Source organism: Pseudoalteromonas sp. 5Ae-yellow, assembly GCF_014077565.1.
GTDB lineage: Bacteria > Pseudomonadota > Gammaproteobacteria > Enterobacterales > Alteromonadaceae > Pseudoalteromonas.
The window spans coordinates 1-16,158 of the sequence record NZ_JACGWD010000026.1 but is presented as its reverse complement, the minus strand read 5'-3'; the positions used below and the strand labels follow the sequence as shown (position 1 = coordinate 16,158).

Annotated in this window: 10 protein-coding genes; 4 read left to right on the top strand and 6 right to left on the bottom strand. The window is 37.9% G+C overall.

The window, feature by feature from the left end; translation table 11 throughout:
* The first annotated feature begins 279 nt into the window (after nt 1–279).
* The 3 genes from nrdA (at nt 280) to yfaE (ending at nt 4,030) form a co-directional block, all read left to right on the top strand.
* Nucleotides 280–2,562: a class 1a ribonucleoside-diphosphate reductase subunit alpha gene (nrdA, locus tag H4J63_RS09020; protein ID WP_182196094.1), complete on the top strand. Its 2,283-nt coding sequence runs from the start codon at nt 280–282 to the stop codon at nt 2,560–2,562.
* 65 nt (nt 2,563–2,627) lie between these two features.
* Nucleotides 2,628–3,758 (top strand): class Ia ribonucleoside-diphosphate reductase subunit beta, encoded by a 1,131-nt coding sequence (gene nrdB, locus H4J63_RS09015; RefSeq protein WP_002961159.1) that lies wholly within the window; start codon nt 2,628–2,630, stop codon nt 3,756–3,758.
* On the top strand, nt 3,758–4,030 hold the full coding sequence (yfaE, locus tag H4J63_RS09010) for a class I ribonucleotide reductase maintenance protein YfaE (RefSeq protein WP_007583035.1): 273 nt from the start codon (nt 3,758–3,760) through the stop codon (nt 4,028–4,030). Before nrdB ends, yfaE begins: the two co-directional genes overlap by 1 nt.
* Before the next feature lie 79 nt (nt 4,031–4,109).
* Here yfaE and pbpC read toward each other — a convergent pair whose 3' ends face one another.
* From pbpC to H4J63_RS20280, 4 genes are all read right to left on the bottom strand, one after another.
* Nucleotides 4,110–6,491 (bottom strand): penicillin-binding protein 1C, encoded by a 2,382-nt coding sequence (pbpC, locus tag H4J63_RS09005; protein ID WP_182196091.1) that lies wholly within the window; start codon nt 6,489–6,491, stop codon nt 4,110–4,112.
* Complete coding sequence (locus tag H4J63_RS09000; RefSeq protein ID WP_182196089.1) at nt 6,472–12,396, bottom strand: alpha-2-macroglobulin; 5,925 nt, start codon at nt 12,394–12,396, stop codon at nt 6,472–6,474. Before H4J63_RS09000 ends, pbpC begins: the two co-directional genes overlap by 20 nt.
* 65 nt (nt 12,397–12,461) lie before the next feature.
* A complete protein-coding gene (locus H4J63_RS08995; RefSeq protein WP_165743582.1) occupies nt 12,462–13,055 on the bottom strand; it encodes a DUF1287 domain-containing protein in 594 nt (197 codons plus the stop codon).
* Between the two features lie 27 nt (nt 13,056–13,082).
* Nucleotides 13,083–13,556, bottom strand: a complete 474-nt coding sequence (locus H4J63_RS20280; RefSeq protein WP_182196086.1) for a hypothetical protein — start codon at nt 13,554–13,556, stop codon at nt 13,083–13,085.
* Between the two features lie 284 nt (nt 13,557–13,840).
* Here H4J63_RS20280 and H4J63_RS08985 point away from each other — a divergent pair, with 284 nt between their 5' ends.
* Nucleotides 13,841–14,836, top strand: a complete 996-nt coding sequence (locus H4J63_RS08985; RefSeq protein ID WP_182196084.1) for an alpha/beta fold hydrolase — start codon at nt 13,841–13,843, stop codon at nt 14,834–14,836.
* 135 nt (nt 14,837–14,971) lie between these two features.
* Here H4J63_RS08985 and H4J63_RS08980 read toward each other — a convergent pair whose 3' ends face one another.
* Both H4J63_RS08980 and H4J63_RS08975 read right to left on the bottom strand, forming a co-directional pair.
* On the bottom strand, nt 14,972–15,400 hold the full coding sequence (locus tag H4J63_RS08980) for a hypothetical protein (protein ID WP_007586178.1): 429 nt from the start codon (nt 15,398–15,400) through the stop codon (nt 14,972–14,974).
* Nucleotides 15,401–15,599: 199 nt separating this feature from the next.
* Nucleotides 15,600–15,779: a hypothetical protein gene (locus H4J63_RS08975; protein WP_024592379.1), complete on the bottom strand. Its 180-nt coding sequence runs from the start codon at nt 15,777–15,779 to the stop codon at nt 15,600–15,602.
* Nucleotides 15,780–16,158: the final 379 nt, after the last annotated feature.

Sequence of the window (16,158 nt, the reverse complement as noted above, 5' to 3'; positions counted from 1 at the left end):
CATATTTCAACTTAAATGATTGTTCGAAGGTGAGTGTCTACTAACACAAATGCGTTATCCCAAAGTTATCCACAAATAGGGGCAATTATGTCCCTTGCAAAACAACTCAGACCACACTATCTTGTGATCTCTAAATTGAACAACACCAGATATTGTGGCCAAATGTTATTCAATTAAATTCGCCAATATGGTGAAACCTATAATAAATGAGTATGTACCTTGCTTCGGCGAGGTATAAAGCATTGGTCAAAATACATAATTCCCAAGGAATACAGGCAAATGAACCAACAGTTATCTGTAAGCAAACGTGACGGGCGCAAAGAGCCACTTGATCTGGATAAGATCCATCGCGTTATTGAATGGGCCGCCGAAGGTTTAAACAACGTTTCGGTTTCGCAAGTTGAATTAAAATCGCATATTCAGTTTTACGACGGTATTCGTACCAAAGACATCCACGAAACCATCATTAAAGCAGCAGCGGATCAGATTTCAAAAGAATCGCCTGATTATCAATACTTAGCTGCACGTTTAGCTGTATTCCATTTACGTAAAAAAGCGTATGGTCAATTTGAACCACCACGTTTATTTGACCACGTAACAAAAATGGTTGGCGATAAACGCTACGATGCTCACTTATTAGTAGATTACACAGAGCAAGAATTAGATGAGCTTGATGCATACCTTGATCATTCTCGCGATCTTAACTTTAGCTACGCGGCTGTAAAACAGCTTGAAGGTAAGTATCTCGTTCAAAACCGTGTATCGGGTGAAATCTACGAAAGTGCACAGTTTTTATATATTTTAGTAGCAGCGAGCTTATTCTCTGACTACCCAAGTGAAACACGCGTTTCTTACATTAAGCGCTTTTACGACGCAGTATCGTTATTTAAAATATCTCTACCAACGCCAATTATGTCAGGTGTACGTACGCCTACTCGCCAGTTTAGCTCGTGTGTATTAATTGAATGTGGCGATAGCCTTGATTCAATTAACGCTACATCATCTGCTATTGTTAAATACGTTTCACAACGCGCAGGTATTGGTATTAATGCTGGTCGTATTCGTGCGCTAGGTAGCCATATTCGTAACGGCGAAGCGTACCACACAGGTTGTATTCCTTTTTATAAGCACTTTCAAACAGCTGTTAAAAGTTGTTCGCAAGGTGGTGTACGTGGCGGCGCTGCAACATTGTTCTACCCGCTTTGGCATTTAGAAGTAGAGAACCTACTTGTACTTAAAAATAACCGTGGTGTAGACGACAACCGCGTTCGTCACCTTGATTACGGCGTACAGTTTAATAAACTAATGTACTCTCGTTTAATTAAAGATGACTACATTACATTATTTAGCCCATCAGATGTGCCTGGCCTTTACGATGCATTTTTTGAAGACCAAGCTGAGTTTGACGCACTTTACGTAAAATACGAACAAGACGAGTCTATTCGTAAAAAACGTATTAAAGCCATTGAGCTTTTCTCTATGTTTGCGCAAGAACGTGCAAGTACAGGTCGTATTTATTTACAAAATGTGGATCACTGTAATACACACAGCCCATTTATTTCTAAAGTTGCGCCAATTCGCCAATCTAACTTATGTTTAGAAATTGCATTGCCAACTAAGCCACTTAACAACGTAAATGACGAAGAAGGCGAAATTGCGCTTTGTACACTTTCTGCGTTTAACTTAGGTGCAATAGAGTCACTTGATGAGCTTGAAGAGCTAGCTGAACTTGCAGTACGCGCACTTGATAACTTACTAGATTTCCAAGACTACCCTGTACCGGCGGCTAAAAATGCAACTATGGGTCGTCGTACACTAGGAATAGGCGTAATTAACTACGCTTACTACCTAGCTAAAAACGGTAAGCGTTATTCAGATGGTAGCGCAAATGCATTAACACATAAAACCTTTGAAGCTATTCAATACTACTTAATGAAAGCATCAAACGAGCTTGCTAAAGAGCGTGGCGCATGTCCTAAGTTTAACGAAACAACGTATTCACAAGGCATTATGCCAACAGATACGTACAAACGTGATTTAGATAAAATTTGTGATGAGCCACTTCATCTTGACTGGGATACACTACGTGCAAATATTAAAGAGCACGGTATGCGTAACTCAACACTAAGTGCATTAATGCCATCAGAAACATCGTCGCAAATCTCTAATGCAACTAACGGTATTGAGCCACCACGTGGACATATTAGCGTTAAAGCAAGTAAAGACGGTATTTTAAAACAAGTTGTTCCTGAGTATGAGCGTTTAAAAGATCAGTACGAGTTACTATGGGACATTCCATCAAACGATGGTTACTTGCAGCTTGTTGGTATAATGCAAAAATTTGTTGACCAAACAATTTCTGCAAATACAAATTATGATCCAAACAAGTTCGAAGGCGGTAAAGTACCTATGCAAGTCTTATTAAAAGACTTACTAAGCGCGTACAAACTAGGTGTTAAAACCTTGTATTACCACAATACTCGTGATGGCGCCTCAGATTCACAAGAAGATACTCCAGAAGTGGAAGATGATGATTGTGAAGGCGGCGCGTGTAAAATTTAACTGCTGATTTTTATTTTAAGCGGGCATTTAGCCCGCTTTTTCTGATAGTTTTTTGAGTGATAAACATGTCTTATACTACTTTTAGCCGAAACCATAATAACCAAATGCAAGAGCCAATGTTTTTTGGCCAAACTGTAAACGTATCTCGTTACGACCAACAAAAATACCCAATTTTTGAAAAGTTAATTGAAAAGCAACTGTCTTTCTTTTGGCGTCCTGAGGAAGTAGATGTAAGTAAAGACCGTTTAGACTTTCAAGCATTACCAGATCACGAAAAGCATATATTTTTAAGCAACTTAAAATACCAAACACTACTTGATAGTGTACAAGGTCGTTCGCCAAACGTGGCTCTACTTCCAATTGTATCACTACCAGAGCTTGAAACATGGATAGAAACTTGGGCGTTCAGTGAAACAATTCATAGCCGCTCATACACGCATATTATCCGTAACGTAACACAAGCCCCTGAACTTATTTTTGATGACATAGTTAGCAACGATAAAATTAGCGAACGTGCTGATGCCGTAACTAAATACTACGATGACTTAATTAACTCTGTTTCGCTTTACAACTTATACGGTGAAGGCAAACACGAGATTAACGGTAAAACAGTTATCATTAATTTATTTGAGCTTAAAAAGAAACTTTACCTTGCAATGATGTCGGTAAATATTCTTGAAGCGATTCGCTTTTACGTAAGCTTTGCATGTTCGTTTGCTTTTGCTGAGCGCGAGCTAATGGAAGGTAACGCTAAAATCATCAAGCTAATTGCACGCGATGAAGCACTTCACCTTTCGGGTACTCAGCATATTTTAAACATTATGCAAGACGGTAAAGACGACCCAGAAATGGCGATTGTTGCTGCCCAGTGCCGCGATGAAGCTATTAAAATGTTTGTTGACGCAGCAGAGCAAGAAAAAGAGTGGGCCGAATACTTATTTAAAGATGGTTCAATGATTGGCTTAAATAAGCATATTTTATGTCAGTACGTTGAATACATTACCAATGCACGTATGACTGCCATTGGCTTGCCAGCACAGTTTGAAAATAACAGTAACCCTATCCCATGGATAAACTCGTGGTTAGTGTCTGATAACGTGCAAGTAGCGCCTCAAGAAGCAGAAATTAGCTCATACCTTGTTGGTCAAATAGACTCTCAAGTTGATGCATCAGAATTTGGTGATTTTGATTTATAATGAGTGACAAGTCTACTGCAAGCATAACGCTTGCAGAAAACAGCCAGTGTATAGAATTTACCGCTGGCTGCCCTTCTCTTCTACAGTGCTTAGAATCCATGAAAATAGACGTTGCATTCCAATGCCGCGAAGGTTACTGCGGCGCCTGTAGAGCAACGTTAGTGTCAGGTAGTGTTGAATATAACGAAGAGCCCCTTGCATTTGTGCGCGAAGGCGAAATACTCCTGTGCTGCTGTAAACCCAATGGCAATGTAAGTATTAATTTAAAGTAGTCTAAACGCTAAATACAGTTTATAAACGCCAATCTAATTGTTTAATACCCGATAACTAGCTCTTTAGCTTATTTACGTATCACTGAACGAGCTTTACACGCATTGAAACTGATGCGCTACGCCCTAAATTATCAACCACTCTTACGTCAAATTCGCCTACTTGCGGGTGCCAGAAAAAAGGCGTATCTCGCTCTACTTTACCAACAAAGCTGTTATCTACAAACCAATATAAAATACGTGAATCTGTATCTGTGATTGCGCTAAAAGGCAGGCCTTCTTTTTTCAATTTACTGGCTCTTATCGTGTAGCTAATTAAATTACTCGGGGATGTAATACTCGGTGCTGAGCCTCGTGTACTCGTGTCATTAATTAAGCATGAATCTAAATAAGGTGGAGGCTGGCGTTTAACAATGCCTGCTTGTTTAAATAATCTGACTAAGTCAGATGGCCAAAATTCATAAACTGCCTTTGTAGTTGTAGATTCAACATACTGACAAGCACGTAATCCCGATACTTTATCAATATAAATTTCACGATGTACATCGGACACTTTAATTGGCGACTTACCTGGAATAAAAAGTCCTTTTTCTGTTTTAGGGCAATGCACATTAGGTAAATCACCTGTTGTTGAACAAATATCTACTTCTGTAATATTTAAACCACCTGGTTTTATATTGCCTTTGATTAAGCCGTAACTATCTAATGAACGTATTATTTCAAAAAATAAAGGCGCGGCTGCTTGTCGCCCAATAAAAGATGGGTGCCCTTCTCCTGAGAAATTACCCACCCATGTAGCTAAAACATACGGACCAACAATACCTACTGACCATGCATCGCGAAAAGCAAATGAAGTACCTGTTTTCCAATATACAGGGTATGATTGTCTTCTTTCTTTTTGAAATGAGATTTCATCAACTGCACTATTTTCACTTAGCATTTGTAAAGTCAGGTAGGCTGCCTCTGGGCTGATGAGTTGCTTGATATGATTGTTTTGATTATTTGGGTTGTTTTGGTTAATAACAGTGGCGTCTTTTTTTAATATAACTTCATCCTTATACACCCCTAAATTAGCTAACATGGCGTATAACTTAACGAGCTCTAGCATCGTTACTTCACTGCCGCCCAGCGCAAGCGCTAAACCATAAAACTCTTTGGGCTGAAGCTTTTTAATATCGGCTGCAACGAGTAAATCGTATAGCCCAACTTTTTGTAAGCGATACATCAAATTAACAGCAGGCACATTACGGCTCAGCACTAGCGATTCAGTAGCCGATATAGGCCCTAAAAACTGCTGATCGTAATTCTCTGGTGTATATCCTCCAAAGCGTTTGGGGGCATCTTTTACAAGCGTTAATGGATGAATTAACCCTTCGTCTATAGCAAGCGCATAAATAAATGGTTTAAGGGTTGAACCTGGTGAACGTTTAGCTCTTACACCATTTACTTGACCGCTAATGTCATTATTAAAAAAATCCACAGAGCCTAATTCAGCAACTACTTCCATAGTTTTATAATTTAGTAAAATAGCAGACGTATTACTAAGCCCGTCTCTATGCCTGCGATTAATGTAATTTCTTGCATGGCGCTGAAGTAAGTTTTGTAAATTAAGGTCTATCGACGTTTTATATTCTCCAGGCTTTAGGTGCGGGTACTCGCTTTGTAAATTATCAATAAAATGTGGAGCTTCAAAAGGCAAGTCTGAAGAGGCATATACCTTTATCGGTAATTGCATAGCTGCTAGCCAATGTTTATCGTCTGGGTGGGTTTCAAGCCAACGAGTAAACAGTTTTTTTCTTGTTTCTAGCAATACCAGTTTAGCCGATTTTTTAATGGGATTTCGTTTGGTTGGGTTTTGCGGGATTAAGCTAAGTAATAATGACTCAGGTAAATTAAGATCAATAGCTGGTTTCTTAAAATAAATTAAACTGGCTGCACCAACACCTTCAATATTTGATCCATAAGGCGCTAAGTTAAAATACGCCTCGAGTATTTGGTTTTTACTGTAGTGTCTCTCAATTTGTAGCGCTCGAAGTATTTGTTCTACTTTTCCAAAAATAACATGCGTGTTCATCCCAAAGTGCAACCGGGCTACTTGCATTGTTATTGTTGACGCACCGACTCGGTGACTTCTTTTAATATAGCTAGTATAAAACGCATTTATTAAAGCAATAAAATCGATACCAATATGCTCATAAAAGTCTTGGTCTTCATACAATAAAGTAGCTTGTTGAACGCTCAAAGGGATTTTATCTATTGGCGTCCATAATCTATATCTATCGTCTGCGGCTAAATTTAAACGAAGTAATTTATCACTGCTATCGTAAAAAGCCGTTGAGTAAGCATTGGGCTGGGTAATATCAGGCTTTGGAGTAAACAAATTCAACAGCACTGCAAGCAGTGCTGTTGTAAAAAAAGCCGTTTTTATTATAAAACTAAACTTTTTATTTAGCGGCGGTAACATCAAAACGACCCGATTTTGAGTGCGCTTTAATACTTAAATCATACATAGATTCAGCATAAGCCGATGGCACTACAAAGCTGCCAGATGTAGTAGCCTTAATCTTGTAAGTAAGCTCAGTCATGCTATCGCCAAAGCTGCCATATAATATAACGCGATCCTCTCGTATATCTTTATAATCAGAGGTCCAGCGATTATAACTATTGCGAACGCTGTCTCTGAGTACTTCAAACCCACCAGGTAGTAAATCAATAACAGCAACATCCGAAATATTTTTACCCGTTGTACTACGCACTCGTAATACAACGTTTAGTTCTTGACCTTGAACAGCGGTGGTTATCACATTACCTTTATCGTCTTGGTATTCTCTGACAACTTCTAAACCATTACTTAATGACTTTTGTGGCACGTTTGTATCAAAACCAGCTTGGCTCATCATGTAAAATGAGCGAGGTGGCGCTAATACATCAAGCGTTTTAACGTCATTTAAAAACGAGGCTTTAGGATAAGGTGTATAGGTTACGTCTAATGCCTTTTTTTCTGCCATTGTCGTTGTTGCCATTATTTTTACATCTTCAGGCTGGGCTTGTGATAACGCAACTTTTGAGTATGCCGTCATAGCAAGTACAGACCAAGCAGACGACAACGTGTTGTAGTCTCCTTTAAAAATAGGGTCAACGACATTAAACAAATCATCTTTAGTTAACTGCTTTAAGCGAGCAGGAAAATGTTTTGATAACAAATAAATATACTGTCCGTCGTGAGCTAAACGCGAGTCGTAAGCGCCCCAATTATCGTGCTGGGTATCTTGCCCAATTTTATAGCTATTGATCAGTGCTTGCGCTTTGTCGCTTGCACGTAATAGCTGATAAGTTGCGCCCATAAACGCGGACGTTATATCTTGTTGCCATACTTTGCTATTACTCGCATTTACACTTTTTTCTAAATCAGATAAGTAATTAGTTGTTACCTCACCTTGTCGTGTTAGCAAATAAATGGCATAAGCGCGGTTTCTGTCATTCGCCTCTAAAGATCCGCTCGCTATACTGCGCACACCTTCAAAACCACTGCTCCACATATCATAAGGTATTGCTACGCCCGCTTCTTTTGCATCTAATAAAAAATGCATAACATAAAGAGAAGAATAAATAGATGCACTAGAATTACCCGGCCATAACATAAATCTGCCATCAGGTAACTGACGTTGACGAAGGGTATCTATTAAGTTGTTTATACGCTCATGTTTATAAGATACATCGCCCATATAACTTGGGTGTTCTAAATAACTTAGCACCGGAAACACACTACTCACTACTTGCTCGGTACACATATGAGGAAAGTTATCTAAATAACTAATAAGACCATCAACAAGCGCTAACGGGCTTTGTGAAGCGGTAATATTATTTTGTGATAAGTTAGGATATAGCTGTCTCGAAACCGCTATTTCTTTTTTACCTGATTCACTAAAGCCACTTTCAAAGCTACTAACAAATGCAACCGCAGGGCGCACACTTAACGTTGCCGTGCGTTGGCTAACATTGTCACTCGATAACGCAGTAAATGTAATTGATGCAGCGCCAAGCTTATCAAGCACTTTCACTCTAAACGTTAATGTGTCTTCTGATTTTTCATCAATATTTAGCGTTAATTTTTTATCGCTTATTATTTCAATGTTGCTTGAAGTAAGCGCTTCTACCGTAATTGGCAGTTGTTTACCTGAATCCTCAACACCATTAGCAATACCAAGTACAATATTAAACTCATCGCCTGGTGCTGCTGTCGTTAATACATTAGGAGTTAATACGAAGGGCCCTTTCACAAGTGTTGTACTTTCTTTAACACCAACACCCTCGTCATTTACGGCAATAGCAATTACACGTACCTGACCTGCAAAAGTATCTGGGATAGTAAACGTATGTTTTTTCGTTTTAGCATCAGCCGATAAAATACCAGACCAAAATGCGACTGGTTTTTGTACCTTACGAGAAAACGGGTTAAGTTGCTTGCTCTTGCGGTTCATTGCCATTGAGTCAGCATAACCACCACCCGCAGCTGCAAGCTCTTGCACTAGTTTAAATTCAGGTAAAATAAGATCAACAATTTGCATAGTACTAACTTCTAAAGCACGTTTTTGTAAGAAGTGATTTAACGGCTTTGGCGTCCGATAATTTGCCACTTGTAAAATACCTTCATCTACAGCAAATAACAGAACACGTGAAGGTGATTTGGCACTATATGAAATGACTAAATCGTCACCTGGTTTTACTTTATCAGGTATGTTTACGTCAAAATCTATTGCGCGTTTACTACGATCAATCGCAAATGGTTTAACTGCGTAGCTTAATGGGCTTGTAAATATTTCTTTCGATTCAAGGCTTCGAACAAATGAAACATTAACATACGCATTGCCTTCTATCCCTTTAGGTATGGTTATGGTTTGTATGCTACTTGTTGTTTTACTCTCAAACCATTTAAAAGCGTGTACTTTATTAGTTTCAATTGTAATTAAACCCGAGCCAACATAAGGCGCTACAATACTTATTTCAATTGTTTCGCCCGGTTTGTAATCCGGTTTATTTAATTGAACTTGCAGTTCAGCATTCTTTTCAAGCTTACCCGCTAAGTTACCCGTGCCGGTTATCGTAAATGATACCCTACTAACGGTATTCCCTTTGCCATCAACGAGTTCTATTAAGTAATCACCTGGTTCAGCAGTGGGTAATTCGTAGTTTGCGCCATCTTGTTTAATGTAAAACGGATTGCTTGATACCTGTTTGTTTTTTCTAACCGATTGGTACTTATAAGTGCCGTTATTTTGTTGCACCAACGTAGATACATATTGTTGTTCTATTAAATTTAGCGATAAATCTTCACGAGCAACTTGCTCAGTTTCTGAATTAATATTAATAAATTTTACAACACGTTTTGACTCTTTTGATATGTAGCTTAAATCGCCATCGGCTTTATAACCAACTAACTGCTCAACGGGTGAAACAAGCACCGAGCTGCTTGCACGAACACTTTTACCACCGCCTTCTTCATACCCTTGTACTGCAAAATTTAACTGATAAGTACCTGCCTCATAGCGAGTTAAGTCAATATCAAATTCTGCCTTGCCTTGTTCATCAGTTTTGATTTCGGTTAATGATTCATAACTGTGTCTAATATTTTTTCCTTCACTGTGGGGATCAGAAAACACATAATCTTTGTATTCATTAAAGTAAAAACCAGCTGGAGATAAATGTAAATCAGCAGTAACACGTCTATTTTGAGCAGGTGTACCAAATAAGTTTTGAAGGCTCACCAATGCTTTAAATTTTGAGCTGTTTACCCACCCCTTTGCAGATGATTGAGAAAATTGACTACTAATTTTCAATCTATCGGGTACAAACTCTTCAACTTTAAACTCAGTGCTGCCTAATTGGTCGCGGCTATTATTATTTTTAATAAGTTGGACCGATACATAATACGTTCCGGTATTGGCGCTATTTTGTGTTTTAAAGTCAAAATCAAGCAATCCATACTTATCTAAGCTCACTCGTTTATTATAAACAGTTGTCCCTTTAGGATCGGTAATTATAAGTTCAAGCGGTATATCGCCCAGTTTTGCAAAGTTTTGTTGCTTCACAATCGTGGCAAGTTTAACACTATCGCCTGGTCGATAAATTCCACGGTCAGAAAAAACAAACGCATCTATTTTATTACTACCACTGAGCCCAGAACTTACACCGCCGGTATCAAACCGAGAGTAGTTAACCATTCGAGCATAGCGATTATAAGGAATAAAAGACATGTCACTTTTAGTTTCGACTACAAAAGCAACGGGAGTTTGATCATCAGTAAACCACGTTGTATTGTCGAAAAATGCGTGCCCCTCAGAATCTGTTTTAGCATTTAAAATAACTAATCCGTTTTTACCCAATAACGACACCTTCGCTTTTGCTACCGGTTTTCCTGTTTCAATAGATTGGACAAATATATCGCGAGATCCATCTGCATTATTTTTTACCAAAATACCTAAATCAGTAATAAGGATAAGTCGTTTTTCTTGGGGGCCATATACGTAATTATCTTCTGTATTTAACGCTTGAGCATTTATAAAAAATAAGCCTAAACCAACTGACTCATTATACTTACTACTCAAATCAATAGATGAATAGACCGCTTTTTTAGGGTGCTCCAATTTTAAATTAACTTGTCTGGTAAAAATTGAACTTATGTTTTCTTCTGTAAAGTAATAATTATTAAATTCTGGATTAGAAATATCACCACTGGTTTGACTTATAAGGTGGTTAATTTGATTGGCTTCTACCCTACCTACTTTAACTTGAAGTGCGTTTACACCGCGGGTCAAAAATGACAATTTATGATCGCCATTTTTTGATAATATAGACCCTTTAGACATAATATTTACTTGTGTCGGATAAGCCGGCGTATCTAAAATAGTGTCGTATTTATTCACCATCCTAAACTCACCCGTCGACTTTAATCCCTTATCAATCGCGATATAAACTTGCTGGTTTTGAGGGGCGTCAAACGTAAAACTGTGTAACTTAGCGGTATCTTGCGCGGTAGGAATCGCATTTAACTTAACTTTTTGAGATTGCTTAAGCACTGCATCAGTAACCTCTCGTGGACTACCGAAGTACTTATAATTACCTTTTGAATCTTTAGTCGGTAATACATAAGCAACTGTTTTACTAACCACATCTTGCGATGAAATATCATCTGTGAAGTCTAAAACAAGTGTTTGTTCGGGCTCCCCTTGCGTATTTTTTACCATCAACACATTGGCAGTATTTACTCTAAAAAAGCTATTTACACTTGGGATCAACACGGCGTCTTTAATCTCTACTGTTGTTTGAGAAGGACCCATAACCGGCTTTACACCGCTATTAAGAACAAAATACAGATAGCTTTCGGTATCTTGAATACGTATTTGCTCTGAAGTAATGTAAATCTCTCGTTGATGCTTGTCGTAAGTAACATCAAATTTGTATTGTGCTAGTTCGTTTTTGCCATCTTGCTCAAGCGATTGAGTCAGCTTTAAATTATTTTTTATGGTGCTTATATCTGTTGGGTGAGTCGCTTTTAATGTTGCAATCACCTTGTGACTTTTTTTAACGTTAGGGTCTTGATAAAAAGCGAGCGAGCTTAGTGTTAGTTCAAAGTTGGGAGTTTTAAATACATGCTCATTATCGCTTAGATGTATATCACTTTTAAAAATAGATGAATCAAAACGTACCTTATATTTTTGCCCTGCTGACCAATCTTGTTTTGGGATAAATTTAAGCTGGCTTTCACTATTCCAAGACCACTGTCCAATTAGCTCAGGCGTGACTTTTATACCTGTGGGAATCACTTTGCCAACAAGCGCAAGCTTTGCGACAGAGTAAGATACTGCATCAGTGTTCTCTACATCATCTAAAACGGGAGTAAAATCAATATAAAGCGGTTCAGGGCTTAAAACATCAGATAAAGTGGTAACAGCAGGTGTAGAGTGAGTTGCTTTGTAACTAATTGGCTGTGGTAAGGAAAGAAAAAAACAATAGCCTGCTATAATTAATATCAGCATTAGCACGGCGCTAAAAAATGCTGTTTTGCGCTCTTTAGCAAACCTAAGCACATTATTTATAGCAGTAATTAACCATTTCGGTTTATGCCAAATAATGACACCAAATACATTTAAAATAACAAAAAATGTGGTCAGTAAAACCCACACACTGCCAACTGTTTTTTCGGTTACATTTACGTTGCCAAGTAAGCTTGCAACCAAACTAAACAAACCCGTTCCTATGGCTGAAAAAGCAATACTCATAAATAAGCTAGCTATTTTGGGAGCGAGTTTACTTTGTTTAAGATTAACCTCTTTTGGGCTAGCCTCTTTTGAATCGGTTTTTGTATTCACGTTCAAAATCCTTTTTCTTTATACTGCAATATCAATAAATGAGAGAACTCATACTTATAATCTGGTTATTTATATTCTTGTGGGACGAAACGGTAATGCCCCGTAATTTTAAAATCGAAAAGCATGTCGCTTTTTTCAGGTCCTCGACCAATATTATGAACAATTAATGGATTCCCTGTGTCTTTTGCTAACTCATTCACAACCATACCAATGTGCGGCAAATTACCTGGCAGCATCCACGTTACAATGTCACCCGTTTTATAGTCGTTCACGTTACTTGATTTAGCGAGCACTTGGCCATGATTTTTAAAGTAAGCCTGTAAGTTTGGCACACGGCGGTGGTCTATATTTTTATCCGGTTTGGTTAAACCCCAAATACGCTTAGAGGGATATAGCTCAAAGCTTTTTAACATGTCCTCATGCACAAGCTTTTGCAAATCAATACCTAAAAGTCGATATGATCGAATAACTACATCGGTACACACCCCTACATTAGCGGGCACATCGCCACCCGGATAAGTAATAGAGCGATAAGACCCATCATAGGTAACGTTATGTGTTGTTCTTTCAAGTAACGCAGCCACAATATCGTCATCAAACGATGCCGCATAGGCATTTACACTAAGTAAGCTCAGTAAAAAAACAGTAAAGCGTGTCATATGCAATCCTTTGAAAATGTTAATTAACTACAACGCTTGAATCACGAGTTCAGGCACGTTTATTTTCTTGCCATTATTTGTAAAGTGCTTATCAAGACTATACGCCATGACTTCAAGTGGCGCAGCATCATAACCAACCTGCTGAATTTCGGTTATGTAACGCAACATAAAAGCCTCGGCGCCAAGTTCACTCCATTGGGCTACGTGAACAAGTTCATGAAAATGCACAGCTAAATTATCAGCTACGTAAGGAAGCATGTAATAAGTGTTTTTGTATGTAGTACCTGCGGCATCCATGTCAATAAAATCGTCTAATCCCATTTCACGCAAAAAAGGAAAGTTAGGTTTGGGTATTTCATCGACAATAACGTAAAAGGCATTTTTTAAAAATTCGACAGGATAAAACCCTGCAAACTCACTGGCAAATTTCTCACAGCTAATTCTTTGGGTTTTATATTTAATATTTGTTGCATCAATCCATTGTTCTATTTGTTCGAGCACGTCCTTCCTCCAAAATACTCACTTAACGTTGTATAAATGTTGTAAGCCAACAACTCAATTGTAACAAAAGTAAATTAACGAATCTCTTTTTAAAGTACAAAAAGCTGCTAAAAAACCACTTACCCTCTAATCAACTATATATTTGATAATGTGCTTTAAAAACACAGGTATTGTTACTGTGTCCTTATTAGTAGTAACTTGTAATTATTAACTGAATGCAATTGTGTAAATAACGGGTCTGGTAAATTAATAAAGCGTCATTACCAAAAATAACGAGTTTACTTATGTACCCAGATATACAAAAAAATCTTAAAGTAAAACCTGCTCACATCGTCTCATTTATTGTGTTTTTATTAGTTTCAATGTCTACGCTTACCGCTCAGGTATATGCCGCTGATGCTGTATGGCCTTCAAAAACCGCTTACAAATATGCAAATGTAAACGGTAAAAAGATATTTTACCGAGAAGCTGGCATCCAGCATAAGCAAACCATTGTGCTTTTACATGGCTATCCGTCGTCTTCACACAGCTACCGAGAATTGATCCCGCTTTTATCAGGTCGTTATCATGTAATTGCACCCGATTATTTAGGCTCAGGATACAGCGAACGCCCAAACCCAGAAACTCAAAAATATACTTTTGAATTACTAGCTCAATACGTTGAAGGGTTACTAACAACGCTTAAAGTAAAGCGCCACAGCCTATATATACAAGACTTTGGAGCACCTGTAGGCTTTAGAATGTTGTTAAATAATCCTAATAAACTTGATGCACTTATTGTACAAAATGGTAATGCGTATTTAGAGGGGCTAACCCTACCGAGGCAAGCATTTTTTAAAGCCGCGAATGAAGATAGTTCGAAAGCTCAGCAAGATAAAATTTATTCGTACACGTCTGAACAAGCCATTATTAATAAGCAGTATTTACGAGACGTACAAAGTAACCCAGAAGTGATGAGCCCAGATAGCTGGACGCATGATCTTCACTTTTTACAAACCAAAGCCGATAGAGTAATTCAAGTGCAATTGCTACAAGATTACTACAACAACCTTCTCGACTATCCAAAGTGGCAAGCTTATTTACGCAAGTACCAACCACCAACGTTAATTGTATGGGGTAAAAACGACCCTGCGTTTATAGCCGAAGGCGCTAAAGCATACTTAAAATATGTACCGAACGCTGAACTGCATTTACTCGATTCAGGGCACTTTAGCGTTGAAGAAAAACCAGTAGAAATTGCAAAGTACATTGTCGACTTTATGAATAAGCTAGCTCAATAGTAAGCCTTTTCTTTTGGTTTAGTATTTATAGCGAACATAAAAAACGCTGAGGGTATAAACCATCAGCGCTTTATTAAGCTCAAGCTAAATCCACAAAAATCACATTTAATATGGATAAGTTATACTTTTATGTATTTAACCTTCTTCTTCAATAAGCGACTCTAGTAGGTCGTGTATTTCAGCTTTAAGCTCTTTGTCTTCAATTTTATTGGCGCTGACTTTAGCATTTTGAAGGTTTTTAATAGCTTCATCTTTTTGGCCAAGCTCAAGCTGTAATGTAGCCATTGAAAAAGAAACCGACGACATGTGATCTTTGTTATTAATCGCAATCGACTTTTCTAATGCTTTTTCGTAAGTAGTAATTGCCTCTTCTAACTCTTCGGTAAAATCAGCTAAAGTTTCCCATTGTACAGGGTGATCTTTTGAGGTGTTTTCGTTTTCAATACAAATAGCTTTTAATTGAGCAAATAACGACTCAAACTTTTCACGGTTATTTTTGTTAGCCGCCGCCATTAAATCTTCTGCTAGATCATGTACCGCTTTATATACTTTTGTATTCATCATCACTGGTTATCCTTTAATGCAGCTAAACTCATTTACTCACTCAATTTAGCTAAAATGTATCATTACAGTCATTATAAAACGTATTTAAACAACTGATTTATTTAATTTGGTGTATAGCGTAATAATACATTAATAATGAACATCGCGTAGGCGTTAAACACTCTGTGATTAAACTTTATCGCAATTACTCTTGGTAAACTTACACGCTGAATAAACTTGCAACCCAATCCAACGTAAAAATGGTCGTAAACACTTTAAGTGCAATGACAACTAAAAATAATAGGATGATTGCCGCTTTAGCTTTGCTACTTTTAAGATTGTTCCAATACAATAACTTTGCATTAAATTCTGTTTTTAACTTAGTGACAGCCTCTTTCATAATAACGCCCTGCTTAGGTATCCGCGCTCAGCAACATTTAACAATCACACAGTTTCTCAAGCGGGGTTTGTAACATTTTTCGCTACCTTTAGAGTAAACCATTAAATAAAGCCTGTACTATATAAAATGTAACAAGGGGTTTTAACTTAAGTTATTGTATCTAACTATTGTTTACACACCCAAAAATTAAAGGATGGGTAAATTCAGTAGAGCGTTAATAATAAATTTGGTGCTACACTAGGGCGTGTTGACCTTTGTGGATTGAAATTTGTTCAATCTAGGGGCGATTTAATCGCGGCGCGAGGTTTGTAACCTAGTGGGCTAAGTAAAAACCGAGCAACAAAGAGTTAATCGCCCCTAGAAAGAACCCAAAGGGCAG